Source organism: Burkholderia cepacia (genome assembly GCF_029962485.1).
Taxonomy (GTDB): domain Bacteria; phylum Pseudomonadota; class Gammaproteobacteria; order Burkholderiales; family Burkholderiaceae; genus Burkholderia.
In genome coordinates, this window is record NZ_CP073638.1 from 3,059,638 (window position 1) to 3,080,258 (window position 20,621).

The window sequence follows — 20,621 nt, forward strand, 5'->3', positions numbered from 1 at the left end:
TACATCAGCATAGTCGCTGCGACCAGGGAATACGCCGCATTTTCTTGCGCCATCGGCAAGTTGATCAGGAATGCAAATGTAATTGAAGCGTCCCGATTGAAATTCGCGGGAGGTCGTGTCGAATTGTGTTTCGGTGGTGCGCAATCCGTTACCTGCGATCAGGCAGCCGGGGAAGCGGTGTATCGATTGCGCCGGCCGTGCCGCCAGTCGCTTGCCGGCAGCGCGTATGCCGCAAGTGCCGGCGTCGTGACGGAGGCGCGGCATCGGCCACGTCAAGACGTGCGAAAGCGCCCCCGATAAGCGCCCGGACTCAGTCCTACCCGTTCCTTGAACAACCGGCAGAACGAACTCACGTCGCTATAGCCGACCTTGACGGCCACTTCCTCGATCGTGAGGTCGGCGGCCTCGAACAGTCCGCGGGCCGCCTCGATCCGCAGGCTCTGCAAATAGCGCAGCGGTGTCTGGTCCAGTGCGGCCTGAAAGCGGCGAATCAGCGTGCGCTCGCTGACGTCGAGTTCGTTCGCGAGCGCCGACATCCGCACCTCCTTCGCCATGTTCTTCTGCAGCAGGTGCTGCGCGCGATGAACCAGTGAATCGCCGTGGGCCTTGTCCGCGAGCAGCGGCAGGTAGGGCGTCTGGCGCGTCTGGCTGACGTCGATGAGCATGGTTTTCGCGCAAAGCGACGCGACCGTCGGGCCGGAGAGTCGCTCGACGATGTGAATCGTCTGCAGGAGATAAGACGCCGATGCACCGGCGCAGATCAGGCGATCGACTTCGGTGATGACAGGTTCGACCTGAAGGTTCACGCGCGGAAACCGGGCGCGAAACTGGTCGGCGAGCCACCAGGTCGTCGTCGCCGCGCGTCCGTCCAGCAATCCGGTTTGCGCGAGCAGAAACGTGCCCGTGCAATTGGCCGCGACGCACGCGCCGGCATTCCATTGGGTGATCAGCCAGTCGCATGCGCTCGACTGGCTCGCCAGCAACCTGTCGAACGCCTTGTGCCCCGCGTAATGCGCACTCGGGATGAACACCAGGTCGAAGCGTTGCCGCGGCCGGATCGGTTGCGTGTTCACCTCGAGACCGTTGCTGGTGCGGATCGGGCCGCCCGACTGCGACACGAAATGCCACTCGTAGCGCGTGCCGGTTTCTCCATGCTGCTTCTTCAGGTGCGAATTCGCGACCTGGAGGATGTCGGCGAACCCGCCCAGGCTGAAGGCGTAGCAATCGTCATAGGCAAGGATGGCGGCGCGGTGCATGGCGGTTTTGGCACAACATTAGTCAATTTCGACAATGTACAGCAACCCGGCGACCGGCGACACTTTCGCTACCGGGTGATCGCGTGCCGAGCCGGCCGGATCACGATCCATTCGTTCAATCGAGAGCCATTGCCATGAAAGTCCTGATCGTTCACGCTCATCCCGAGCCTCAATCGTTCTGCACTGCTTTGAAAACCACGGCCGAGGACGTGTTGCGCGCGGACGGGCATGAAGTCGAGGTGTCGGATCTCTATGCGATGGGCTTTAACCCCGTCGCATCGGCGAACGATTTCGGCGCGCGTGCCAATGACGACTACTGCGTGTATGCGCTGGAGCAGCGTCATGGCGTCGCCAACGGCACCATCAGCGCGGATATCCGGGGAGAACTCGACAAGCTGATGCGATGCGACCTGCTCGTGCTGAATTTCCCGTTGTTCTGGTTCTCGACGCCCGCGATCCTGAAAGGGTGGATCGACCGCGTACTCGTGTCCGGCGCCGTCTACGGCGGCATGCGCTTCTACGATCGGGGCGGCCTTAAAGGCAAGCGTGCGATCGTGAGCCTGACGCTGGGCGGGCAGGCGCACATGTTCGGCAACGACGGCGTGCACGGTTCGCTGCAAGGCATGCTGCGGCACCTGTTGCAGGGGACGCTCGCGTACACGGGGCTCGACGTACTCGAACCGTTCGTCGCATGGCATGTGCCGTATGTGTCGAACGAAGTCCGGGGCGGCTATCTGGATGCGTGGCGAAACCGGTTGCCGGCGCTGGCGGCGGAGCAGCCGCTGGTGTTCCCGAGTCTCGACGACTTCGATGCGCAACTGTATCCGCACAAGCGCGGAACGTGACCGGGGAAGGGGGAATGCGGCGCAAGACGAGGCGATGACGTGCGTGGGCAGGTCGTTGTCGTCAAAGCGCTGGGGAGTGTGCGGTCGCGGCGAGGGGGCCCGGAAGTCGACATCGGCAGGCGATATCGTGGACGGCGCGGTAGCCGGCTCGACGGCGATGTGTTTCGCCGGTTGATGCCCGATGGGCTGCTGCGCTGGTAAGCAGCGCATTGCATTAACCTGGTGCCGACGGCGAGACTCGAACTCGCACAGCTTTCGCCACTACCCCCTCAAGATAGCGTGTCTACCAATTTCACCACGTCGGCACTGCAAGGGGCGCAATTCTAACGTCACATTGCGCGTTTGTGAAGGGGGCGTGACAAGGTTGTGGTTTTGCACGAAAGCGATCCCGGTAGAATTCGTGAGATCGGTCTGACGATCATCGCAACCGCAACCTGTTTTCTCCCGTGATCCACACCCTCGAACAACTGCAGGCCGGACAACTGTCGGGCGCACGGCAACTCAAGCTCGCATGCGGGTTGACCGAATTTCCGCGCGAGATCTTCGATCTTGCCGACACGCTCGAAGTGCTCGACCTGACCGGCAATGCGCTGTCCGCGCTGCCGGACGACCTGCCGCGGCTGCATCGCCTGCGCATCCTGTTTGCGTCCGGCAATCGCTTCACCGCGTTCCCCGACGTGCTCGGCGCATGCGCGCAACTCGACATGATCGGCTTCAAGGCGAACCGGATTCGCACGGTGCCGCGCGGCGCGCTGCCGCGCGCGCTGCGCTGGCTGATCCTCACCGACAACGCAGTCGATGCGCTGCCTGCCGATATCGGCGACTGTTCACGGTTGCAGAAGCTCATGCTCGCGGGCAATCAGTTGCGCGCGCTGCCGGCCGAAATGGCCGCGTGCCGCGCGCTCGAACTGGTGCGCCTGTCGGCCAACCGGCTGGATGCGTTGCCCGACTGGCTGCTGCGTCAGCCGCGTCTTGCGTGGCTCGCCGCCGCCGGCAATCCGTTCGGCGCGGCGCCGGAGGCCGCAGCTTCCGCGGGGCCGGATGTTGTGGAGATCGACTGGGCGTCGCTTTCGTGTGAGCAGAAGCTGGGCGAGGGCGCATCGGGCGTCATCTACCGCGCGCAGTGGCACACGGAAGGGCAGCCGCCACGGGCGGTCGCCGTCAAGCTGTTCAAGGGTGCGGTGACGAGCGACGGCTTGCCCGATTGCGAAATGGCCGCGTGCCTGCACGCCGGCCGACATCCGGACCTGATCCCGGTGATCGGCAAGGTGCGCGGGCATCCGGATGGCACGCATGGCCTCGTGATGGAACTGGTCGATCCGGCGCTGAAGAATCTCGCCGGGCCGCCGAGTTTCGTGTCTTGCACGCGCGACGTGTATGCGGCCGACGCGCGATTCGCGCCGGCGGAAGCGGTGCGGATCGCGCACGGCATCGCGTCGGTCGCGGGCCATCTGCATGCGCGCGGCATCATGCATGGCGACCTGTATGCGCACAACATCCTGCACGATGGGGCAGGCGGTGCGTTGCTCGGGGATTTCGGTGCGGCGTCGCTCTACGACGTGAACGACCGCATGCAGGGCGGCAGGTTCGAGCGGCTCGAAGTGCGCGCGTTCGGCTATCTGCTCGGCGAACTGCTCGAGCGATGCGAGCCGCGCACGGCGGCCCTCGATGCGCTTGCGGCGGCGTGCCTGAACGAGGATGTCGACGCGCGTCCGTCGTTCGACGAGATCACGGCGGCGCTCGCCGCCCACATGCGCTGACGCGATTGCCCGCTTACGCCTGCCGCGCGGTCAGCAGCTTGATTCCGAGCCCGACGAACAGCAGCCCGCTGGCGCGCTTGAGCGCGCGCACCGCGCGGCTCATGCCGAAACCGCGATGGAACCGGCGCACGCCGGCCGAATAAGCGCTGTGAACGACCACGACGGTGCAGGCGATCGTCGCGTACATCACGACGAACTGCAGTGCGAGCGGGCGGTCGTGCACGATGAACTGCGGCATGAACGCCGACAGGAAGATCATCGTCTTCGGATTGCTGCCCGATACGAACAGCGCTTCGCGGAACAGCTTCCTGCGGTCGGGCACGGCGATTTCCGCGGCACCGGTCGACGCGGCGGCCTTGCGGTCGCCGCGCAGTTGCCGGACGCCCAGCACTATCAGGTATGCGGCGCCCACGACCTTCATCGCGACGAACAGCGGCGGCATCGCGGCCAGCACCGCGCCGACGCCGAGCGCGACGAGCAGCACGACCACACCCTGCGCGACGAGGTTGCCCGCGATCGTCGCGGCGGTGCCGTGCGTGCCGTAGCGCACCGTGTTGCGGATCACGAGCAGGACGTTCGGCCCCGGCGACAGTGTCGTGGCGAGATAGGCTGCGGCAAACAGCATCCAGGTCTGAACGGACATGCGTCGCTCCGAGTGGCGGTTCCGGCGGTCGGGATGAATCGATTGAAGCGATGATGCCACGCCAATAATGGCGCGGGCCGCCGCCGGAACCACGCAGGTGCGGCGCGTCAGCGCGCGTCGCGCATGCAGTACGCGGGGATCGACGGCGGCGTGTCGATCGCGGCGGGCCGCGTCATCCATGCGATCCACGCGGCCCACAACCCGCAGACGATCAGCACGGCGAGATTCAGCGGCGTCCGGTAACGGACGATCAGGTCGGCCAGCGGCAGGCGGTCTTTCATGTGCGTCTCCTTCGATCGGGGTACGGGGGCGCGTTACTGGCCGGCGTAGGTCGGCGGCTTCGCGTCGCAGGTGACCGACACCGTCGAGCCGTCCGCGAAATGCAGCCGGAACGGCACCTTCGCGCCGGGTGCGACGGCCTGGCGCGGTTCCTCGAGCATCACGTGATAGCTCTTCGGCTTGAACGTCACCGAGCCGTGCGCGGGGACGACGACCGAGTCGACATGAACCATCTTCGCGGTGCTGCCGTTCGTCTGCGTTTCATGCACCATCGCCATGCCGTACGCGGGGCTGTCGATGCCCGTCAGCGTGGCGGGTGCGTCGCCGTCGTTCTTCAGCGTGAAGTAGCCGGACGACGGCACCGTCGCCGGCATCGCGCGGATCCAGCACGCATCGGCCTGCACGGCCGGCGCAGCGAACGTGGCAGGGGCTTGCAGCGCCAGCAGTGCAAACAGCAGGGCGGTCGGAATCGAGCGTTTCATCGTTTGTTCTCCTTATTGGTAAATGCAGGGGATGGCGCGTGCATTACTTCAGCGTGAACGTGTAACGGCCTTGCGTGCGATGGCCGTCGCTCGCAACGGCGACCCACGCGACCGTGTACGTGCCGGCCGTCAGGCTGGCCAGTGCGACGTGCATCCGTTTCCGGTTGCGGGCGTCGACGGCCGACTTCCCGTCGGCAACGGATTGCCCGTGGCTGTCGGTGACGGCGATCGAGCTGAAGGCCGGTTCGAGCGCTTCGCTGAAATTGATCGTGACTGCGTGCGGTGCGGCCGACAGCGTGGCGTCGGCGGCCGGGTCCTGCGTCTTCGGAATGGCATGCGCATGGGCAGCCTGGATGACGATGAAGCCGAGCGCGGCGAGTGCGCCGCGCAAGAAAGTGGCGGTGTTCATGACGGTGAGCGTCCTTCGAAACGTGACAGGTCACGCACGCGGGCGGCGTGCGCGGGCCGCGCGATGCGCTACGGCATCACGCGTGACGACAACGGATCAGGACGCGAACGGTGGGGCGCGCGGCTGCGCGGCCGTGAGCGGCAGCGCGCGGTGCAGGCTTTCGAAGCGGGTGGCCGCGCGGTGCTGGATCACGCGCACGTTGGCCGCGAACGTCAGTTCGGGCGCGGGCAGGGCGGGCGTGTGGGCAAGCAGGCTGCAATAGCCGCATGCCTGGAGGTGGGCTTGCAGGCGCTTCGTCGATGCATCGGCAGAGTGGTCGCCGGCGGCCGGGGCGGCCGTACAGTAGCCGGCCAGCAGCGCGTCGACACGCCCTTGCGTGGTCAGCGCCTGCGAGATCGTCGGCGCGAGCGCCGTCATCAGGATGGCGAGCATCCCGATCAGACTGCCGATCTTCCGGAGGCGACGACTCAGCATGCGATGCGCGGTGGCGTATGAGCGACGATGGAGCGGATTATGCCACGCACGTCGATCCGCGGGTCGGCCGCGGCATGCGGCGAAGCGGCACGCTACGCGTGCTTCGCCAGGTATTTCGTGATCAGCGTCATCTGCGCGGCCCAGCCCTGGTCGTTCATCTCGCGCGCCTTCGCGCGGCGCGCTTCGATCAACTGATCGAAACCCGTTTCGGTGACCGTGAGCAGCGTGCCGCCGGCCTGCGCGGCGAGCGTGAACGTGACGAGCGTCATCGGCTCGGACGTGTAATCGAAATTCGGATCGATCGCGAACGGATGCCAGCGAAACGAGAACAGTTGCTTCGGTTCGCGGCGATCGACGACGATTTCGAACACAGTGCCCGCATAGGGCTCCTGCGCCTTGGCGACGTCGTCGTCGACGCGCGTCGGCGTGATGCGGCCGAACAGCGGCTGGCCGGCCGCGAACGGGCCGTCGAACGTGACGCCGAACCACTGGCCGAATTCGCCGGAATTGCTGACGGCTTCCCAGACGCGCTCGGGCGATGCCGCGAGCTGAGCGTGTTTCTCGATGCGATCGGTTTGCTGGGCCATCGCGTTCTCCATGCAGGATCAGGCGTTGCAGGACGGCGCGCGCGACCGCACGCCGCGTCTAGTCGAGCATGACCGCGTCGGGCACGTCGAGCACGAGGTCCGACGTCGCGACGGCCACGCACGGCAGCGTATAGCCGTCGGCCTTTTCCTCGCGGCTCAGGCCCGGCCATTCGATCGTGTAGCGTACGCTGCCGCTGACGATCCGGCAAAGGCAGCTTCGGCACGTGCCGTTGCGGCACGAGCGCGGCAGCGACACGCGCGCGAACGCGGCGGCTTCGAGCAGTGTCAGTGAATCGGGTGCGTCGAAGGTCGTGCCGAGCGGCTCGATGCGCACGAGGGGCGGGTGGTCGGGATCGGTCATGACTGAGGCGGGCGGCGGTTCGGCGGCAACGCGCCAAGCATACCCGAACCGGCCGGCGGGCAGCGTCCGCCGGCCGGGGGCGTCAATGCCGCCGCAGGTAGCGGTACACGGTGTTGCGCGCGAGGCCGAGCTCGCGCGCGGCCGCCGATACGTTGCCGCCGTGCCGCGCGAGCACGGCGTCGATCACCGCGGCCTGGTGGCTTTGCAGCGTCGTGCCTTCGTGCGCGGTAGCCGATGTGGCCGATGTGGCCGGTGTGGTTGCTGCCGTTGCAACCGGCCCATCGTCGCAGTCGAGCCAGAAATCGTCGGGCAAATGCGCGAGCGCGATTTCGGCTTCGTCTTCGGCGAGCATGCCGGCCGTGCGCAGCACGTTGGTCATCTGCCGCAGATTGCCGGGCCAGCGGTGGCGCGTGAATGCATCGAGCACGTCGGCCGCGATACGGCGCGGCATCGGTTCGCTGCGCGCAAGCCGCGCGAGAATCCGGTCGACGAGTGCCGGCAGGTCGGTGCGCGCCGCGAGCGCCGGCAGCGTGACGGCAAGCCCGTTGATCCGGTAGAACAGGTCTTCACGGAACGTCCCGTCCGCGATCATCGCGCGCAGGTCGCGATGGGTCGCGCAGACCACACGCACGTCGACCGGCACCGCGCGTGCGCCGCCGAGCGGCATGACCGCGCGCTCCTGCAGCACGCGCATCAGCCGGACCTGCTGTGCGAGCGGCATGTCGCCGATCTCGTCGAGAAACAGCGTGCCGCCGTCGGCCTGCGCGATCTTGCCGGGGCTGCCACGCTTGCGCGCGCCCGTGAACGCGCCGTCTTCATAGCCGAACAGCTCGGCCTCGATCAGCGAATCCGGCAGCGCCGCGCAGTTGACCGCGACGAACGGGCCGTCCGCGCGCGGAGACGCCTGGTGCAGCGCGCGGGCGAGCCATTCCTTGCCGGTGCCGGTCTGGCCGAGGATCAGCAACGGCAGGTCGCGCCCGCGGATCTTCGCGACGCGCTCGAGCACGGCGGCCATGCGCGCGTCGCCGGTGTCGAGCGTCGCGAACGTGATCGTGTCGGGGTCAGGCGCACGTACGCGCACGGCCGGCACGGCCGGCGCGGCCGGCGTGACGGCAACGGTCGTTTTCTGCGCGTCCGGGAATTCGCAGCGCGCGAGCACGCGCACGCCGGTCGACAGCGTCAGGCGGAACGTGGCGCCCGGCGCACGGGCGGCCTGCTGCGCGAGCTGGCCGAAACGCATGCCGAACAGCGCATCGCTGGCTTGATGCTGCAGTGCGTCGAACGACGCGCCGAGCTGGAATTGCGCGCTGCGGTTCGCCGCGATCAGCCCGCCGTCGGGGCCGAATGCGACGAGCCCGGCGAATAGCGAGTCGACGCAATCCTCGTGCGCGTGAAAGCGCAGCCGCAGCGCTTCCCCGCACTGGTTCGCGAACAGATGGTTCTCGATCAGCTGCGCGGACATCCGCACGAGCGCGAGCGTATGCGGGCTGGAGCCGCGCGGGTCGCCGCTCACGTCGAGCGTGCCGAGCGTGCGCCCGAACGGATCGACGATCGGTGCGCACGAGCAGGTGAGGATGTGGTTCGCGCGCAGGAAGTGCTCGGACCCGTGCACGACGACGGCCTGGCCCGACGCGAGCGCGGTGCCGATCGCGTTGGTGCCGCGCGCGCCTTCGGCCCACGACACGCCGGTGCACAGCGCGACGCGATTGGCTTTCTCGATGAAGTCGGCATCGCCGATGCTGTGCAGGATCACGCCGTCGGCGTCGGTCAGCAGCACCAGGCTTTGCGTATCGGCGATCTGCGCGTGGAGGTCTTCCATCACCGGGCGCGCGTGCGAGAACAGCGCGTGATTCGTGTCGAGCAGTTCGCGCAGCGCGATGCGCGACAGCGGTGCAAAATCCGGGCGTTCGTGCGCGCGCAGGCCGACCGCGGTCGAACGCGCATGCGCCTGCGCGAGCAGGTCGGTGCGACCCGCGGTGACGGGCAGCACGAAGGGTTGCGGCATGACTTGTCTCCTGTTCCCGGGGCAACCCGGGCCGACCGAATCGGAACCGGCGGCGGAGTGCTGCTCCGCTCGCGGTGCACCATCCGGCGCAACAGCCGACCGTCCGGGTACGCATCATCATACAAGCGCCACGTGCGATGCGCGACCGCGAACAAAATCCCCTTGCTTTTAAGCGCCCGCCTGCAATGATGGAAATGGAGCACGCACGCGCCGTGTTCCGCATTGCAACATGCATGCGACGCGACATGCATCCGTTCGGGAGACGCATCATGGTTCGGACGGAACTGAGAGTCGTGCTGGCGGCCATCGCCACGTTCATCATGCTGGGCGGCATTGCCGTGGCGATCCACGGATTGCTGTTCGATCTGACCGATGCGGTGCGATACGGGGCGGCCGCGATTGCGGTGGGCGTCACGACCGCCGCGATCGCGCTCAACGTCTGGCCCACCGATCCGCACTGACGTCCGTTTCCGAAACGGTGCCTGATGCCGCGCTGATCTGATGAATGGCGCGTCGGAACGACGCACGCGGGAATATTTGTCTCCTGCGCGAAACCGTCTAAAGTGGAAATCAACCGGCATGCATCGACCGCGCCACACTCCGCGGTCGGGGCCTCCGCCGGCGAGCCCGCGTACATTTCGTCCGGCCGGTAGCGGACGACGGACGCGGTCATTCGTTTTCTACCGGTCGAGGCGGCTCCCATGCAGATCCATTTCACGAATGAGAAGCCTGAGTATTCGGGGCGTGACCTGATGCTTGCATTCACGGCACTGGTCAATGGCGAGCGCGTCCAGTGTCAGATCACCGCCGAGGCGCTGGAAGACCACTTCGGTGCGGCATCGCCGCGCTTCGAGGACATGGTCGGCGCATTCGACCAGCACCGCGACCGTATCGAGGCGGCTGCACGACGCCTGCTGTCGGAAACGCGCGCGCAATGCGTGACGCTGCGCAGCGGTTACGTGCGCTTCTACGAGGCCAACTGGCGCTGACGACACGACGCTCGTCTTGCGGAGCGCGCGACTGGGCGCGGCGCACGCGAAGACGTTGCCTTTCACGCAATGCCGTTCGGCGGAGTCGGGCGGCATTTTCGTATGCGGGCGGCGCCGGATTGCCGTTGCACCGCGCCCGCTGCTAGTGTGTCGAGGCGAACTGGCGTTCCGATTCGTCAGGATCGCAGAAGAAATCATTCGAATACCAACACAATAAAAAGAGGGCACCGCACGTGGAGCATCGTTCGGGATGGGGGAAGGCGCGCCGTCTGCTGGCAGGCGCATGGTTGCTCGCGGCCGGCATGTCGATGGCCGACGGGGCCGTTCGATCTGACGACGATGCGATCGGTCGGCGCGCACCCGGTGAGGTCGACATCGTCGCGGGCGACGTCACGACGGGTGGCATCGTCGTGGCGCCGGGGCGTGTCGCGACGCCGTGTCATCGGCTCGCCGGCCGGCCGGCATTCGACATCGCATCGGCCGATGGCCGCCGTCTTCCCGCGCGACTCGTCGCGGGCAACCAGGATCGGGACATTTGCATCGTCGAAGCGACGGGTCTCGACGTCGCCGCCGTGCCGTTGACGGCGCGAAGTCCGGAAGCAGCCACGACCGCCTATCTGGCAGGCGCGCGATTCGACCGTCGCGATCCCGTTGCGCTGCGCGTGTGCTGCCATGCGTGGGCCGCGGACGGCGGCATGCATTCCGGCCTGGTCGCGTCGCCGAATCCGGCGTCGCCGCACCTGCCCGAACCGGGCGCCGGCGTCTACGATGAGCAAGGCAATCTGATCGGCATGGTGGGCGTCCGCGCGGACAATGCCGCGTCGCTCTACATGGTCCTGCCGGTCGAGTGGATGGCGACCGTGGCGGCGAAGATGCCGGCCGTCGACCTGCCGCTCGAAGCGACTGCCTGGATGAGCCAGGCGCGCGCATACGCGGTGGCAAACGACGTCGACGGGCTGATTCGCCATGACCTTGCATGGACGGCCGCGCGACCGCAAAGCGCGTGGGCGTGGAACAACCTCGGCAATGCCTACCGCACGAGCCGGCTGCCCGATCGCGGCGCGCTCAGCCTGGCCGCCTATCGCCGTTCGGTCGAAAACGATCCGTCATACGCATTTGGCTGGTCTTCGCTCGGCAACACCTATGCCGAGCTGGGGCAGATGGATCGCGCACTCGACGCATTTCACGCCGGCATGCGTGCCGATCCGTCGGACGCGATGCTGGCGATGAATCTCGGTATCGCGTATTTGCGGCGCGGCGACAAGGCCGATGCGCGACCGTTGTTCGAACGGGGCGTACATGAACTGTCCGGTTCGCGCCAGGCAGATGCGTGGAGCCTGCTGGCCTCGACGCAGCAGGATGCCCAGGCAACCATCGGCGTGCTGCACGACGGGTTGAAGGCTTTTCCCGACGATGTGCGGCTTTGGTACGCACTCGGCCGTGCGCAATACGATCTCGGCCACCTGGCGGACGCGATCGCCAGTTACCAGCACGCGCTGAAGGCGCAGAAGGGCGGCGATTCCGCCGCAACCGCGCTCATCCAGGGCGCGCTTACCCAGGCGTATGCGCTGCAAGGCCAGTCCGGCAACGCGTCCAGCGCGATGCACAGTGCGGTTGAAGCGGCGCCGGACAATGCCGAATACTGGTTGCGGCTCGGCGCGCTGTACATGACACAGTCGAACTATGTCGATGCGTTGAGCGCGCTCGACCGATCCCTCAAGCTGAACGACAGCGACGCGAGGGCGTGGCGGATGCACGGCGTGACGCTGGCGCAACTGGGCCAGCATGTGCATGCCGTCGCATCGTTCCGGCGCGCGGTTGCGCTGGACGAATCCCTGGCGGCGGGATGGGTGGTGCTCGCGGGCGAACTGAACGAGATCGGCCAGCCCGACGAAGCGTCGGCCGCGGCTGCGCATGCATTGAAGCTCGATCCGTCGAACCGGTTGGCGCGGGAGGCGATGGGCATCGCGGCGATTCGCGGCAAGCGGCCCGATGCGGCGGTCGGGATCTTCGAGGAGATGAACCGCACGTATCCCGATGACGCGCAAGTCATGGCCAACCTGGCGGTCGCTTATCGCCGCACCGGGCGGGTCGATGACGCGGTGCAGTTGTATCGCCGCGTCAAGACGCTCGATTCGTCGCTGGCGCAGCGGCTGTACGACGAGGAACTCAGGGGTGTCGCGACGCCTTGATCCGCGCGGACAAGGCGGCACGGCATGCACAGCAAAAACGCCACCCGAAGGTGGCGTTTTTTCATCATGCATCGCGCCGAAGCGCCACCGTCATTCGCTGCCGAGATAGAAGAAGCGGAACAGGAACACGGCCGCGATGACCCACACGATCGGCTTGACCGTGCGCGCCTGGCCCGTCAGCAGCTTGAGGCCGCCGTACGCGATGAAGCCGAACGCGACGCCGTTCGCGATCGAGTACGTGAACGGCATCAGCAGCGCGGTCAGCGCGGCCGGCACGGCTTCCGTTGCATCGTCCCAAGGCACCTCGACCATCTCGCGCAGCATCAGGCACGACACGTACAGCAGCGCGGGCGCCGTTGCATAGGCCGGCACGACGCCGGCGAGCGGCGCGATGAACAGGCACGCGAGGAACAGCACCGCGACGGTGATCGCCGTCACGCCCGTGCGGCCGCCCGCCTGCACGCCCGATGCGCTTTCGATATACGCGGTGGTCGACGACGTGCCGAGCACCGAACCCGCGACGATCGCCGTGCTGTCGGCGAGCAGCGCCTTGTTCAGCCGGTTCATCTTGCCTTCGACGAGCAGGCCCGCGCGGTTCGCGACGCCCATCAGCGTGCCCGTTGCGTCGAACAGCTCGACGAGGAAGAACACGAGGATCACGTTGATGATGCCGGTCGACAGCGCGGCGCGGATGTCGAGCTTGAACAGCGTTGCATCGATCGACGGCGGCGCGGAGAACACGCCGTGGAACTGGTTGTCGCCGAAGAAGAACGACAGGACCGTCACGCCGATGATGCCGATCAGGATCGCGCCGCGCACGCGCAGGTGGTCGAGCGTGACGATCGTGAAGAAGCCGACGATCGCGAGGATCGTGTCGTGCTTGTGCAGGTCGCCGAGCGTGACGAGCGTGGCCGGGTTGCCGACGATCACACCCGAAGTCTTCAGCGAGATGATGCCGAGAAACAGGCCGATACCGGCGGTGATCGAGATTCGCAGCGATTTCGGAATGCCGTTGACGATCGCCTCGCGCACGCGGAACAGCGTGACGAGCAGGAACAGGCAGCCGGAGATGAACACCGCGCCGAGCGCGGCCTGCCACGTGAAGCCCATCCCCTTGACGACCGTGTAGGCGAAATACGCGTTCAGGCCCATGCCGGGCGCGCACGCGATCGGGTAGTTCGCGTACAGCCCCATGATGATCGACGCCAGCGCCGCGACGAGGCAGGTCGCGACGAACACGGATTCCTTCGGCATGCCGGCATCGCCGAGGATCGCGGGGTTGACGAAGATGATGTAGGCCATCGTCAGGAACGTGGTGACGCCCGCGAGTATTTCGGTGCGGAAGTCGGTGCCGGCTTCAGCGAAGCCGAAATACCGCTTGATGGATTCCATGAAGGCGTTTCTCCGGTCGGGTTGTCGTGTTGATTGTTGTGCCGAATTGTTGTAAAGGCAGCGCGCGGCCGACTTAATGTAACCAGCCACTATTGCCCGGCTATCGGCGGATTGTAATAGCGCGGATAGCTCGGACGATATAGTTGGAGGGCACGATCGGTTGCCTGCGCGCGAACGGTCTGGCAGCCCGGGCGCGCGACGAAGGCGCGCATTTTACCGGTTCGCGCGGTGCGGACCGGCAGAAATGGCGCAAATGGCGGAAACGGTGGGAAGGCAAGTGGGAGGAACGGGCGAAACCGGCCGGTGCGTGCGCAACGGCACGGCGGCCGCGTCGCGCGTGGCGGGTGCGCGATGACACGCGACTGAAACGGAGCGCCCGCATGCTGCACGAACGCGGTGCAGGCTGCGTGTGCGCGCAGACGCACATACGCGGCCGGTGCGGATGCACGGCAGCGGCGTGCAGCGGCCATTCGTCAGTCCAGGCGGTGGCAAATATCGGGCTATCGTGCGCCGAAGCCGTCCCGTCCGCAACTGTCATTTCGCGATGCGGGGGCGACTGTGGTTTCTGTGTAAAAGATTGCAAGACCCCATCGCGTAAACCGGCAAGTCTTTCTAGGATAGATACACCGCGCATGCACACGCCGGCCGGTAATTGCCGACGCGGGGGAGTCGCAGTCCGTGCAGGCCAGGCGGTGAATGGCGGTCAAGGCCGTTGCGCGTTCGGGCAGGCACGGCCGATTGCGATTGCCCGATGCGGGTTCGTCCGTAATCACGGAGGTCAGCATGTTGAACTGGATCAGCCGTTGGGCGATGCGACACGCCCCCACGCCGGAAAAAACCGCTGCGTCGATGCTCGTGACGGCGCGCATGGAACTGTTCGCAGCCGAACAGCGCGTCATCGATGCGAAATTACAAGCGGATTACTGGCGCACACGAGTGTCATTCCTTGAAGAGGTGCAGAAGCAGGGCATCGATCCGTGGGTGACCTCGCAGGCAGCGCAACGTCCCGACCTCGATTCCACTCCCCGGAGCACGGGCCCGCGTCTCGCCGCCAGCACCTGATGCACGCATTGCATCAGGTTGCTGCGCACGGCGTGCGATCGCTCGCGGCACGCACTTGCGTGCCGCGGCATTCGATGCGCACCTGCGGCGTGCTGCGCTGCAGGTGCGTCCGTTTCCGGTCGCGGTCGTTCCGCGTCTCGCGTGCTTGACGGCACGTCGCTCATCCGCTCCTTCTCCATACCCCGACGAGCAAACGTTGCACTTGTGCGAGCGTGCGCCTGAAGCGCTCGCCGCGCCGCACGTACGCGGTCGTGAGCGTCGCTTCGGCCGATCGGTCGGCATCGGTGCCGAGCCAGATGCGCTCGCCGCGCGCGATGCGCAGCACGTCGCCGGGCCGCACCCAGTAATCGTCGACGCTCGGCGGGCGCGTGACCCACAGCGCCGCGCCATGCGTGCGCAGCTCGGCATCCTGCGACGCGCGCCAGGTCATCGTCGTGCGCGGCGCGACCGCGAAGCGGATCACGACAGTCGGTAACGCGATCGTGCCGGCGCGGCGCCGATCGGGACGGTCGAACAACTGGCTTGCCTGGTCCATCGTCTTCTCCATTGATTGAGCCGGATGGATGACGCGCACCAGAACAAAAAGGCCTCATCCGTTTCCGGTGAGGCCTTGTGTGACATGCGGTACTGCTCGATTGCTAACGCACAAGCGCCTCCCGTGAACCATTCTTTCGAATGTTCATCGAGCAATGAATCGCGACGGCGATGAGCTTGAACGTAGGCATGCGAACGATTTTGTTGTCGGGCTGATGTGTTGTCAACGACTATTTTCGGGATATGCGCGGATGATCCGTTGCCGCACGTGTGCTGCGTATCGCGAGATCGCTGCGCATAGCGATGCTTTCTCTATTCGAGACTTCGACATCGTCCACTCAGCATGCGGCGCATCTGCGCGAGCGCACGCGCAAGCCACGCGTCGCGTTTCATCACGTACGCGGTCGTGATCGACGCTGCGGCGGGCCGCTCGTCGTCGGTGCTGATCCAGATGCGATCTCCGCGCTGCACGCGCAGCACGTCGCCGGTTCGTATCCAATAGTCGTCGACGCTGCCCAGCCGCGTGATCCACAGCGTCGCATCGTGCACGCGGATCTCGGCGTCGTGCTGCGCACGCCACGCCAGCGCCCTGCGCGGCGCAACCGTGAAATGCAACTCGACTCTAGGCAATGCGATCGTATCGGTGCGGCACCGATCGGGGCAAACAACCAGCCGGCTTGCTTGGTCCATCGTCATCTCCATCCGTTGAGCCGGGCGGGATGACGCGCACCAAAACAAAAAGGCCTCATCCGTTTCCGGCGAGGCCTTGTGACATGCGTAACTGAGTCTCGATGCTAACGCACAAGCGCCTCCGGTGATCGCCGCGGGTGGGCGTTCACTGGTGTTTTATGCGCGATGGCGTTGGGCTTGAGCATAGGCATGCGAACGAGTGTGTCGTGGCACCGCAGCAATGTCAACGGAAATTTCGAGATACGTGGCGGTTACGCGTCGCGTTGCGCGAGGCCGTTCACGAGCAGCTCGGACAGCAGGCCCGTCATTCCTTCCGGGTGCGTGGCCGCGCGTGCCTTCAGCTGTTCGACGAGCTCGGCGTTGAGCTTGCAGGCGAACGGCACGAGGCCCTGTTCCTGGTCGAGCTTGCGCTGCGCGCGGCGGTCGAGCTTGGCGGCGTCGTCGGCGCCCTTGCCGAAACGCGCGGGGCCCGACTGCTTCATCGCTTGCGTCAGTTTGAGCGCCTTGTTCTTTTCGAGATCGGTTTTCTTCATGGCCATCGCGGCACCTCCGGGAAATTGAAGCCGCGATTGTACGCATTTCGGCGGGCACTGCCCGCCGAGCCGGCCGGAAACGCGCTCAGGCGCCCTTCGTCGTGCCCCAGTTGCCGCCGTGCGCGGCGGCCTGCGCGGCCGGCGAGCGCGCGAGGTAGGCGAGTGCCTGCTCGGTCGAACCCTCGTGGTGCGGCGTATAGCTCGGCTTGAAATAACGCAGCGCCGCGCCGATCACCTTCCAGAACGACGGCAGGTGCCCGCGCCGCGAACCCTGCCACCACGCGAGCACGAAACCCGGGTAGCGGCCGGCGTCCGGATCGCGCTTGTACATGAATTTCGCGCCGGTCGTGATGTAGTAGAGCAGCAGCAGGATCACGAACGCCATGTGCACGCAGCGCTCCGGATAGCTGCCGCCCAGGTGCCGGTAGATGTCGAACGCGACGGTGCGGTGCTCGACTTCCTCCGCGCCGTGCCAGCGCAGCAGGTCGACCATCGTCGGGTCGGCACGGCCTTCGTCGAGCCCGTGCGCATTGAGCACCCAGTTGCCGAGATAGCCGAAGAAATGCTCGAGCGACGCGATGACGGCGAGCTGCTGCCGCAGCCAGAAGCGCGTATGGCCGATCTTCAGCCCGAGCGGCTGCTCGCCGAGCACGCGCGTGAACAGCCGGTTGAGCTTCTGCGTGAACGGCTTCGTGTCGATGCCGTGCCGGTCGTAGTAGTGCTTGAGCACGCCGCCGTGCGAGCGCGAATGCACGGCCTCCTGGCGCAGGAAGCCTTCGGCCTCGTCGCGCAGGCGCGCATCGGTGATCAGCGGCAGCGCCTTGTTGTACACGCGGCAAAACCACAGCTCGCCTTCCGGGAACAGCAGGTTCAGCGTGTTGATGATGTGCGTGCTGCCCGGATCGTTCGGCACCCAGGTGATCGGCGTGTCGCTGAAGTCGAACTTCACGTGCCGGGCCTTGATCTTGTGGTAGTCGGCGGTATCGGTCATGTTGTCTCCCTGTGCGGCGTCATGCGCCGTCAATGCGATGCCATGCTGACGCGGGCGATCATTCGGCCGAGCCAAGGCATGAAGCGGCCGACGAAGCGCATCGCGTGCGCCTCGCCGCCGACCGCGACGACGGGGCGGTTGCGCAGCACGCCGTCGACCATCGCCTGCGCGACGGTTTCCGGTTTCAGGCCGCGCATCTGGTACAGCTTCGTCGCGCGCTTGCGCAGCCGCGCTTCGTCCTGTGCGTTGGCGCCCGCGTATTGCGTCGACGCCATGATTCCGGTCTCAGCGAAACCCGGGCACACGGCCGTCACGCCGATGCCTTGCTCCGCGAGTTCCGCGCGCATGCATTCGCTGAGCATCAGCACTGCGGCCTTCGTCGTCGCATACGCGGGCAGGTCGCGCGACGGCCCGAACGCGGCGGCCGACGCGGTGTTGACGATGTGCCCGCCGGTGCCGCGCGCGGCCATCTGCTGCGCGAACAGCCGCGAGCCGTGGATCACGCCCCACAGGTTCACGTGCAGGATGCGCTCCCAGTGCCGCGCGCTCGTGTCGAGGATGCCGCCGGCCATGCCGATGCCCGCGTTGTTGATCACGATGTCCGCGCCGCCGAGTTCGCTGCCGACCCATGTCGCGAGCGCTTCCATCTCGTCGGCGGACCCGACGTCGACGCGTTTCGCGTGTGCCTGCGCGCCGGTCAGCCCGAGCAGCAGCGCGGTGCGTTCGGCGCTCGCGAGATCGATGTCGCACGCGACGACCGTCGCACCTTCGCGGGCGAACGCAAGCGCCGCGCAGCGGCCGATGCCGCTGCCCGCGCCGGTGACGACCGCGACCTTGCCGCTGAAACGGCCGCTCGTTGCGCGGCGGCGCGCGTTCGCGAGCGCGGGCGGTTCGTTGCCCGATTCGACCGCGTCGATCAGTTGCCCGGCGAGATCCGCGAATCGTGCCGGATCGGCGAGCGGTAGCCAGTGGCCGGCCGCGACTTCGCGACGGTAGTACTGCGGCACCCAGCGCGACAGGTTTTCGGACAGCGCCGGGCTCACGTACTTGTCGCCGAGCGGCACGATCGTCTGCACCGGCGCATGCGCATAGCGCTCGCGCGGCGCGAACAGGCAGCGGATGAAGTTCGCACGATAGAGGCGCACGCCGCGCGCGCCGTCGTCGGCCTGCGTCGGGCGCGGCGTGGCCGGTGTCTTCTCGAGCCGGCGCAGCAGGCGCGGCCACGCGCGGCCGAGCCACAGCCGCCAGCCGAGCTCGGGGATGAACGGCAGGTGGAACAGGTACACGTACCACGATCGCACGAGCTGGCCGCCGAGCTTGGCGAGCGATGCGGGCGTCGGGCGCAGCACGCGTTCGCGCAGCCAGAAGCCGACGTGGTCGAGGCACGGCCCCGAGCACGACGTGTACGACGCGATGCGGCCCGCGAGGCGCGCATCGGTGACGAATTCCCAGCCCTGGATCGAGCCCCAGTCGTGCGCGATCAGATGCACGGCGCGGCCGGGGCAGAGCGCGTCGATCACCGCGACGAAGTCGTCGGTCAGTTTCGCGAGGTGGTAGTCGGCCGTGCGCTTCGGCGCGCCGGACAGGCCCGCGCCGCGCACGTCGTAGGCGATCACGTAGTGCTTGCGCGCGAGCAGCGGCGCGACGTGCTGCCAGACGCTGCTGTCGTCGGGATAGCCGTGCACCAGCACGACCGGCGAGCGGGACGGGTCGCCCCAGGTCTTGACCGCGAGCGTCAGGTCGCCGGAGGTGACCGCCGTTTCGCTATGAACCGATTCGAACAGGGCCAGCGGCGCTTCGTCGGAAAGAGGCTGCATCGTGAGTCCGTCGTTCAGGGATTCGGGAGGAAGGGCGCATTCGCGTCAGGCGGCGGCCGGCACGGTCGCGACGGCCTGCGCACGCTCGGCCTGGCGATGCTGCCAGCGGCGCACGTGCGGCAGGTCTTCGTCGAGCCAGTACGCGTCGTCTTCGGTGATGACGAGCAGCTCTTCGAATTTCGCGCCGACGCCGGCAAAGCCGAGATGCGGCTCGACGGCCCACAGGCCCGGCACCGGCGCATGCTCGGAGCGGCGGTCGATCGACCACAGCGGCGACCAGCCTTGCTGCTTCGCCGCGCGGCCCTGGTCGAGCAGCAGGTTGCGCGTCGCGTTCAGCCCGAAGCGCGCGACGAAGCGCGGCTTCGACAGCTTGTGGATCTTCGCGACGCGATGCGCGAGCACCTTGAACGGATAGGCCTTGTGGCGCGGCTCGACACCCTGGCGGCGGCACAGCGCGTCGACTTCCTGCGCGACCTCGGCCATCGGCCGGCGCGCCTTCACGAGCCGCACGATCATCTCGCGGTGGTCCATCAGGTCGTCCTGCAACTGTTCGAGGATCGGGTTGTGGCCCAGGCAGTGCGCGTAGCCGACGTCGGCGACGATGCCGTCGAGCACCGGCGCGACGTCGAGGATCACCGGCATGTCGGTTTCGAGCTGGCGGTTGCTCGGGAAGAACGCGAGATTGAAGCCGCCCATGTGCTTGAGGCCCGAGAAGCCCTCGAACGCGGTGCGGTCGCCGAACCACGCGAACGGCTTGTGCAGCCAGTCGTGCACGCCGTTGTCCTGCAGCCATTCGGTCAGGAGGCGAGCGGCTTCCTTCTCGGTGATGCCGGGATAGAGCATTGCGCCGACGGTTTCGACGCAGCGGTACGCCAACTGCTGGACCGCGCGGAATTGCGGCAGCTCGTCGAGGTGGACTTCCGGCAGCGGGTGATGGTCGGCCATGGTGCGTCTCCGTTGGGGCGCTGATCCGGAACGCGCCCGCCGGCGTCGCCGTCGCGGGTTATTCAGTCAGCATTTAATGTGTCATTGAGTGATGTAACGATCATAGACGGATACGCGCGCCGGGAAGTGAGGATTTGTCCTAATGGAAGGGGGAAATCGAGGGGAGCCTCTAGGTTTCCGGACGATGTCGCGGGCGGGCCTGGTGCCGGCCCGGATGGCCGTTTCGGCCATCTGGTGGCGCCCGGCATGTCGCGCCGGATCAACTCGCCGTCGCGTCGCGGCGTGACGCTGTCAAATTGCCGAAATAATTTCGTCACATCATTCGCCCCCAATTCGAAGCCGCCCCGGCCTCGCGACGGCGATGAGCCGCCAGTG

The 20,621-nt window shown here is 66.7% G+C and carries 22 protein-coding genes and 1 tRNA gene; 6 read left to right on the top strand and 17 right to left on the bottom strand.

Annotated features, from left to right (window positions below; all coding sequences use genetic code 11):
* Positions 1-272: 272 nt before the first annotated feature.
* Positions 273-1,256: a GlxA family transcriptional regulator gene (locus tag KEC55_RS30200; RefSeq protein ID WP_282508718.1), complete on the bottom strand. Its 984-nt coding sequence runs from the start codon at positions 1,254-1,256 to the stop codon at positions 273-275.
* Positions 1,257-1,390: 134 nt separating this feature from the next.
* On the opposite strand from KEC55_RS30200, the gene KEC55_RS30205 reads away from it, so the two are divergent.
* On the top strand, positions 1,391-2,101 hold the full coding sequence (locus KEC55_RS30205; protein WP_282508719.1) for an NAD(P)H-dependent oxidoreductase: 711 nt from the start codon (positions 1,391-1,393) through the stop codon (positions 2,099-2,101).
* A 220-nt stretch (positions 2,102-2,321) separates the two neighbouring features.
* On the opposite strand, the gene KEC55_RS30210 is transcribed toward KEC55_RS30205, so the two are convergent.
* Positions 2,322-2,406: transfer RNA gene (locus tag KEC55_RS30210), tRNA-Leu, on the bottom strand.
* Positions 2,407-2,547: 141 nt separating this feature from the next.
* On the opposite strand from KEC55_RS30210, the gene KEC55_RS30215 reads away from it, so the two are divergent.
* Positions 2,548-3,861 (top strand): leucine-rich repeat-containing protein kinase family protein, encoded by a 1,314-nt coding sequence (locus KEC55_RS30215; protein ID WP_282508720.1) that lies wholly within the window; start codon positions 2,548-2,550, stop codon positions 3,859-3,861.
* A 13-nt stretch (positions 3,862-3,874) separates the two neighbouring features.
* Here KEC55_RS30215 and KEC55_RS30220 read toward each other — a convergent pair whose 3' ends face one another.
* From KEC55_RS30220 to KEC55_RS30255, 8 genes are all read right to left on the bottom strand, one after another.
* Complete coding sequence (locus KEC55_RS30220) at positions 3,875-4,504, bottom strand: LysE family translocator (protein WP_282508721.1); 630 nt, start codon at positions 4,502-4,504, stop codon at positions 3,875-3,877.
* A 107-nt stretch (positions 4,505-4,611) separates the two neighbouring features.
* Complete coding sequence (locus tag KEC55_RS30225; protein WP_176048279.1) at positions 4,612-4,785, bottom strand: hypothetical protein; 174 nt, start codon at positions 4,783-4,785, stop codon at positions 4,612-4,614.
* 33 nt (positions 4,786-4,818) lie between these two features.
* A complete protein-coding gene (locus tag KEC55_RS30230) occupies positions 4,819-5,265 on the bottom strand; it encodes a copper chaperone PCu(A)C (protein ID WP_282508722.1) in 447 nt (148 codons plus the stop codon).
* A 43-nt stretch (positions 5,266-5,308) separates the two neighbouring features.
* Positions 5,309-5,674 (bottom strand): copper homeostasis periplasmic binding protein CopC, encoded by a 366-nt coding sequence (copC, locus tag KEC55_RS30235; RefSeq protein WP_282508723.1) that lies wholly within the window; start codon positions 5,672-5,674, stop codon positions 5,309-5,311.
* A gap of 96 nt (positions 5,675-5,770) precedes the next feature.
* The gene (locus tag KEC55_RS30240) at positions 5,771-6,148 is read right to left on the bottom strand and encodes a DUF2946 domain-containing protein (RefSeq protein ID WP_282508724.1); all 378 of its coding nucleotides are present in this window, start codon (positions 6,146-6,148) and stop codon (positions 5,771-5,773) included.
* 92 nt (positions 6,149-6,240) lie between these two features.
* Positions 6,241-6,735 carry an SRPBCC family protein gene (locus tag KEC55_RS30245; RefSeq protein ID WP_282508725.1) on the bottom strand — a complete coding sequence of 165 codons (495 nt, stop codon included), beginning with the start codon at positions 6,733-6,735 and terminating at the stop codon, positions 6,241-6,243.
* A gap of 58 nt (positions 6,736-6,793) precedes the next feature.
* Positions 6,794-7,096, bottom strand: a complete 303-nt coding sequence (locus tag KEC55_RS30250) for a 2Fe-2S iron-sulfur cluster-binding protein (protein ID WP_077220533.1) — start codon at positions 7,094-7,096, stop codon at positions 6,794-6,796.
* Positions 7,097-7,178: 82 nt separating this feature from the next.
* The gene (locus KEC55_RS30255) at positions 7,179-9,101 is read right to left on the bottom strand and encodes a sigma-54-dependent Fis family transcriptional regulator (protein ID WP_282508726.1); all 1,923 of its coding nucleotides are present in this window, start codon (positions 9,099-9,101) and stop codon (positions 7,179-7,181) included.
* Positions 9,102-9,286: 185 nt separating this feature from the next.
* On the opposite strand from KEC55_RS30255, the gene KEC55_RS30260 reads away from it, so the two are divergent.
* The 3 genes from KEC55_RS30260 to KEC55_RS30270 all read left to right on the top strand — a co-directional run bounded on the left by KEC55_RS30260 (position 9,287) and on the right by KEC55_RS30270 (position 12,282).
* Positions 9,287-9,562: a DUF2964 family protein gene (locus KEC55_RS30260; RefSeq protein WP_235212474.1), complete on the top strand. Its 276-nt coding sequence runs from the start codon at positions 9,287-9,289 to the stop codon at positions 9,560-9,562.
* Positions 9,563-9,802: 240 nt separating this feature from the next.
* Positions 9,803-10,090, top strand: coding sequence for a DUF1488 domain-containing protein (locus KEC55_RS30265; protein ID WP_011354308.1), 288 nt, complete (start codon positions 9,803-9,805; stop codon positions 10,088-10,090).
* A 233-nt stretch (positions 10,091-10,323) separates the two neighbouring features.
* A complete protein-coding gene (locus KEC55_RS30270) occupies positions 10,324-12,282 on the top strand; it encodes a serine protease (protein WP_282508727.1) in 1,959 nt (652 codons plus the stop codon).
* A 90-nt stretch (positions 12,283-12,372) separates the two neighbouring features.
* On the opposite strand, the gene KEC55_RS30275 is transcribed toward KEC55_RS30270, so the two are convergent.
* Complete coding sequence (locus tag KEC55_RS30275) at positions 12,373-13,674, bottom strand: NCS2 family permease (protein ID WP_176048272.1); 1,302 nt, start codon at positions 13,672-13,674, stop codon at positions 12,373-12,375.
* Positions 13,675-14,457: 783 nt separating this feature from the next.
* Between KEC55_RS30275 and KEC55_RS30280 the strand changes: the two genes are divergently transcribed.
* Positions 14,458-14,736 (top strand): hypothetical protein, encoded by a 279-nt coding sequence (locus KEC55_RS30280; protein ID WP_006480752.1) that lies wholly within the window; start codon positions 14,458-14,460, stop codon positions 14,734-14,736.
* Between the two features lie 160 nt (positions 14,737-14,896).
* Here the strand turns inward: KEC55_RS30280 and KEC55_RS30285 are convergent, their stop codons facing one another.
* The 6 genes from KEC55_RS30285 to KEC55_RS30310 all read right to left on the bottom strand — a co-directional run bounded on the left by KEC55_RS30285 (position 14,897) and on the right by KEC55_RS30310 (position 20,246).
* Positions 14,897-15,271 carry a DUF2917 domain-containing protein gene (locus tag KEC55_RS30285; RefSeq protein ID WP_282508728.1) on the bottom strand — a complete coding sequence of 125 codons (375 nt, stop codon included), beginning with the start codon at positions 15,269-15,271 and terminating at the stop codon, positions 14,897-14,899.
* Between the two features lie 311 nt (positions 15,272-15,582).
* Positions 15,583-15,960 carry a DUF2917 domain-containing protein gene (locus KEC55_RS30290; RefSeq protein WP_282508729.1) on the bottom strand — a complete coding sequence of 126 codons (378 nt, stop codon included), beginning with the start codon at positions 15,958-15,960 and terminating at the stop codon, positions 15,583-15,585.
* Between the two features lie 251 nt (positions 15,961-16,211).
* Positions 16,212-16,499, bottom strand: a complete 288-nt coding sequence (locus KEC55_RS30295) for a hypothetical protein (protein ID WP_282508730.1) — start codon at positions 16,497-16,499, stop codon at positions 16,212-16,214.
* A gap of 79 nt (positions 16,500-16,578) precedes the next feature.
* Positions 16,579-17,484: a metal-dependent hydrolase gene (locus tag KEC55_RS30300; RefSeq protein ID WP_282508731.1), complete on the bottom strand. Its 906-nt coding sequence runs from the start codon at positions 17,482-17,484 to the stop codon at positions 16,579-16,581.
* Positions 17,485-17,513: 29 nt separating this feature from the next.
* Positions 17,514-19,301 carry an SDR family oxidoreductase gene (locus KEC55_RS30305; RefSeq protein ID WP_282508732.1) on the bottom strand — a complete coding sequence of 596 codons (1,788 nt, stop codon included), beginning with the start codon at positions 19,299-19,301 and terminating at the stop codon, positions 17,514-17,516.
* Positions 19,302-19,346: 45 nt separating this feature from the next.
* Positions 19,347-20,246: a M24 family metallopeptidase gene (locus KEC55_RS30310; protein WP_282508733.1), complete on the bottom strand. Its 900-nt coding sequence runs from the start codon at positions 20,244-20,246 to the stop codon at positions 19,347-19,349.
* Positions 20,247-20,621 lie beyond the last annotated feature (375 nt).

Coding starts and splice junctions, on each gene's coding strand:
- KEC55_RS30200 (WP_282508718.1), bottom strand. CDS start 1,256: ATGCACCGCGCCGCCATCCTTGCCTATGACGATTGCTACGCCTTCAGC.
- KEC55_RS30205 (WP_282508719.1), top strand. CDS start 1,391: ATGAAAGTCCTGATCGTTCACGCTCATCCCGAGCCTCAATCGTTCTGC.
- KEC55_RS30220 (WP_282508721.1), bottom strand. CDS start 4,504: ATGTCCGTTCAGACCTGGATGCTGTTTGCCGCAGCCTATCTCGCCACG.
- KEC55_RS30225 (WP_176048279.1), bottom strand. CDS start 4,785: ATGAAAGACCGCCTGCCGCTGGCCGACCTGATCGTCCGTTACCGGACG.
- KEC55_RS30230 (WP_282508722.1), bottom strand. CDS start 5,265: ATGAAACGCTCGATTCCGACCGCCCTGCTGTTTGCACTGCTGGCGCTG.
- copC (WP_282508723.1), bottom strand. CDS start 5,674: ATGAACACCGCCACTTTCTTGCGCGGCGCACTCGCCGCGCTCGGCTTC.
- KEC55_RS30240 (WP_282508724.1), bottom strand. CDS start 6,148: ATGCTGAGTCGTCGCCTCCGGAAGATCGGCAGTCTGATCGGGATGCTC.
- KEC55_RS30245 (WP_282508725.1), bottom strand. CDS start 6,735: ATGGCCCAGCAAACCGATCGCATCGAGAAACACGCTCAGCTCGCGGCA.
- KEC55_RS30250 (WP_077220533.1), bottom strand. CDS start 7,096: ATGACCGATCCCGACCACCCGCCCCTCGTGCGCATCGAGCCGCTCGGC.
- KEC55_RS30255 (WP_282508726.1), bottom strand. CDS start 9,101: ATGCCGCAACCCTTCGTGCTGCCCGTCACCGCGGGTCGCACCGACCTG.
- KEC55_RS30260 (WP_235212474.1), top strand. CDS start 9,287: ATGATGGAAATGGAGCACGCACGCGCCGTGTTCCGCATTGCAACATGC.
- KEC55_RS30265 (WP_011354308.1), top strand. CDS start 9,803: ATGCAGATCCATTTCACGAATGAGAAGCCTGAGTATTCGGGGCGTGAC.
- KEC55_RS30275 (WP_176048272.1), bottom strand. CDS start 13,674: ATGGAATCCATCAAGCGGTATTTCGGCTTCGCTGAAGCCGGCACCGAC.
- KEC55_RS30280 (WP_006480752.1), top strand. CDS start 14,458: ATGTTGAACTGGATCAGCCGTTGGGCGATGCGACACGCCCCCACGCCG.
- KEC55_RS30285 (WP_282508728.1), bottom strand. CDS start 15,271: ATGGACCAGGCAAGCCAGTTGTTCGACCGTCCCGATCGGCGCCGCGCC.
- KEC55_RS30290 (WP_282508729.1), bottom strand. CDS start 15,960: ATGGACCAAGCAAGCCGGCTGGTTGTTTGCCCCGATCGGTGCCGCACC.
- KEC55_RS30295 (WP_282508730.1), bottom strand. CDS start 16,499: ATGGCCATGAAGAAAACCGATCTCGAAAAGAACAAGGCGCTCAAACTG.
- KEC55_RS30300 (WP_282508731.1), bottom strand. CDS start 17,484: ATGACCGATACCGCCGACTACCACAAGATCAAGGCCCGGCACGTGAAG.
- KEC55_RS30305 (WP_282508732.1), bottom strand. CDS start 19,301: ATGCAGCCTCTTTCCGACGAAGCGCCGCTGGCCCTGTTCGAATCGGTT.
- KEC55_RS30310 (WP_282508733.1), bottom strand. CDS start 20,246: ATGGCCGACCATCACCCGCTGCCGGAAGTCCACCTCGACGAGCTGCCG.